This is a genomic window from Streptomyces sp. SM1, assembly GCF_002910825.1.
GTDB lineage: Bacteria > Actinomycetota > Actinomycetes > Streptomycetales > Streptomycetaceae > Streptomyces > Streptomyces okerensis.
Genome location: NZ_NEUB01000591.1, coordinates 1 through 2,945, shown reverse-complemented (window position 1 = coordinate 2,945; position 2,945 = coordinate 1). Strand labels below are relative to the sequence as shown.

Below are 2,945 nucleotides of genomic sequence, written 5' to 3'. Positions count from 1 at the left end.
TCGGCCGCCAGGGCGGCGGGGCCGGTGGTGGTGGCCAGAACGGCGGCGCACAGGGCACCGAATGCGATGCGCCGGGGCGGCAGAGCGCGCATGAGGGTTCCTTTCGCGGGGCTTCGGATCTTGTGCTCACCGTCAGAGGACCCGGGACCCGCCGCAACCGGGGGTACGCCGCCAGGTGTCCCGCCCTTCACTCCGTCGCGTGTTCTGCCAGATCAGGCGGTGCGCCGAGCCGTTGGCCACGCAAACCTCACTTCACGATTCCAACACACATGCCACCCTTAGCCGAGTTTCGGTGAATTTGTCCGTTTGGTGACTAGAGTTGCGAACCTCCGAAGCACCCTCATGGGCGGACGCATCGCACTCGTCCCCGCTGCCTGGCGCCGCCACCCGTTCCGAAAGGCTCCGACGGTCATGCGCCAAACCCTGGGTCAGCTGCTTCGCCATGCGACGGTGGGCGTTCTCTCCCTTGCCGCGCTGTGCGTGCCCTGCGGCCCCGCGGCCGCCGCGCCGGTCGCGCCCGCGCCGGAGGCCGACAGCCTCGCCTTCGTCGAGCGCTACCGGGCCCTGCAGCACGGCAACATCGTGCGCGCCGCCAACTCCTCCGCCACCTGCCGTACCGCGGTCTCCTCGTGCCGCGACGTGCGGGAAGGCGAAGCGCACGGCGTGAACGGCGACTTCGACATGAGTTACATCGACGTCGACAAGGACCCGAACACCTACAACTCCTCCCGCGCGGAGGTCCGGCTGCCCGCCGGCTCCCGGGTGACGTACGCCCGCCTCTACTGGGGCGGCAACCTGCTGGTGGGCGAGCAGAAGCCGGCCGCGGACAACGAGCGGGTGCTGGTCGCCGAGCCCGGCGGCGACTACAAGGAACTGCTCGCGGACACCGTCGTGGGCCACCGCGTGGCGGACGGGGCGGACGCCTTCCAGGCCTCCGCGGACGTGACCCGGCTGGTGCGGGACAGCGCGCCGGGCCTGTACACGGTGGCGCAGCTCAACGTGGCCGGCGGCAGGTCCGCGGCCGGCGGCTGGGGCGGCTGGACGCTGGTGGTGGCGTACGAGAACGCGGCGGAGCCGCTGCGGCACCTCGCCGTCTGGGACGGGTTCGCGCCGCTGGGCTCCCGCGCGGGCGCGGAGTTCCCGCTGCGCGACCTGCCGTTCGCCGCGGGCGCCGGAGGGCGGGTGGGCATGGTGGCGTACAACGGCGACCGCGGTACCACCGGCGACTCCCTCGTCCTCACCGCGGGCGACGCTCCCGCCGTCGCGTTCGCCGACGGGGCCAATCCGGTCGACGACGTCCTCAACTCCAGCATCTCCGACCCCAGGGGCGCGGCCCCGGCACGGGTGCCCGCGTACGCCAACACCCTCGGATACGACTCCGACGTGTTCGACCTCGCGGGGGGCCTGCCGAACGCCGGTGACCGGGCCACCTTCCGGCTGACGTCCCAGCGGGACGCCGCGTGGGCCGGTGTGCTCTTCGCCGCCGTCGACGCCCGTCGGTGAGTGCGCCGCGCTCCGTCCCGACCACCTGCGCGAGTGAGGAAGCCGTGTTCACGGACCTGTCAGTGCCCGGCCGCCGGCCGCGGGTCCTGCACCTCACCCAGCCCGTGGACGGCGGTGTCGCCCGGGTCGTGACGGACCTGGTCAGGGCCCAGCTGGCGGACGGTCTCGACGTCACCGCGATCTGCCCCGACAGCGCGCTCACCGGCCAACTGCGGTCGCTGGGCGCGCAGGTACGGCACTGGCGGGCGACCCGGTCACCGGGCGCCTCGCTCGTCGGCGAGGTACGCGACCTGGCCCGGCTGCTCGACGACGTGCGCCCCGACCTGGTGCACGCGCACAGCGCGAAGGCCGGGCTCGCCGGACGGCTCGCGGTGCGCGGCCGGATCCCCACCGTGTTCCAGCCGCACGCCTGGTCCTTCGAGGCGGTGGGCGGCACCACCGCGGCCCTGGCGCTGCGCTGGGAGCGGTGGGCCGCCCGCTGGGCCTCCCGGGTGGTGTGCGTGAGCGACGCGGAGCGCGCCACCGGTGTGCGCGCCGGGATCACCGGCCGGTGGACCGTCGTCCCCAACGGCATCGACCCCGAGCGTTTCCGCCCCGCTCCCACGGCCGCCGTACGGGCCGGTCTCGCGCCGCTGGCCGGACTGCCCCCGGAGACACCGCTCGCCGTCTGTGTGGGCCGGCTGTGCCGGCAGAAGGGGCAGGACGTCCTGCTGCGGGCGTGGAGCGCCGTGCTGGAACGGGTGCCCGACGCCCGGCTCGTCCTGGTCGGCGACGGGCCGGACCGGGACCGGCTGCGCGCGGCCGCCCCGGGGTCCGTCCTGTTCGCGGGCGCCGTGCCGGACGCCTCGCCCTGGTACCAGGCCGCCGATCTCGTCGTCCTGCCCTCCCGCTGGGAGGGCATGGCGCTGGCCCCGCTGGAGGCGATGGCCTGCGGGCGGCCCGTGGTCGTCACGGACGTCGACGGCGCCCGTGAAAGCCTGCCGCGCTCCTTCGCGGCCCCGTGCGTGGTGCCGCCGGAGAACCCCCGGGCCCTGGCGGAGACGGTCGGCACGCTGCTGCTCGACCCGCCGCTGCGTACGTCCCTCGGCGACCGGGGCCGCCGCCATGTGCTGTCCCTCCACGACGTGCGGCACACCACGAGGGCGGTCGCCGACGTCTACCGCGATCTGCTCGGCACCTGGCCCGCCGGGGCACGGGCGTGCCCGCACCGGACGGTCGGGGACGCCGAGGCCGACCGGACGACACAGCGCGTCGAGCCCTCCGAGCACAGGGAGACCATCCACTCGTGACCGCCGAACGTACCGTGCCCTCCCCCGGTGTACCTCCGCGGGAGCACGGATCCTCGCCCGTCTCCGTCATGCCGCAGCGCGGCACCGACAACGGCCCCCGGCTGCCCGCCTCGCGGCCCCCGGCCCGACCCGCCTCCCCGGTTCCGCTGCTCG

At 74.9% G+C, this 2,945-nt stretch carries 2 protein-coding genes; both read left to right on the top strand.

Annotation, left to right across the window (positions count from 1 at the left end; all coding sequences use genetic code 11):
* Positions 1 to 411: 411 nt before the first annotated feature.
* Complete coding sequence (locus B9S61_RS14530; protein ID WP_103542633.1) at positions 412 to 1,503, top strand: DUF3344 domain-containing protein; 1,092 nt, start codon at positions 412 to 414, stop codon at positions 1,501 to 1,503.
* A gap of 44 nt (positions 1,504 to 1,547) precedes the next feature.
* The gene (locus B9S61_RS14525; protein WP_181007370.1) at positions 1,548 to 2,792 is read left to right on the top strand and encodes a glycosyltransferase family 4 protein; all 1,245 of its coding nucleotides are present in this window, start codon (positions 1,548 to 1,550) and stop codon (positions 2,790 to 2,792) included.
* The last annotated feature ends 153 nt before the right edge of the window (positions 2,793 to 2,945 follow it).

Bases quoted from the DNA above. Each gene is read 5' to 3' on its own strand.
- B9S61_RS14530 (WP_103542633.1), top strand. From the start codon at position 412: ATGCGCCAAACCCTGGGTCAGCTGCTTCGCCATGCGACGGTGGGCGTT.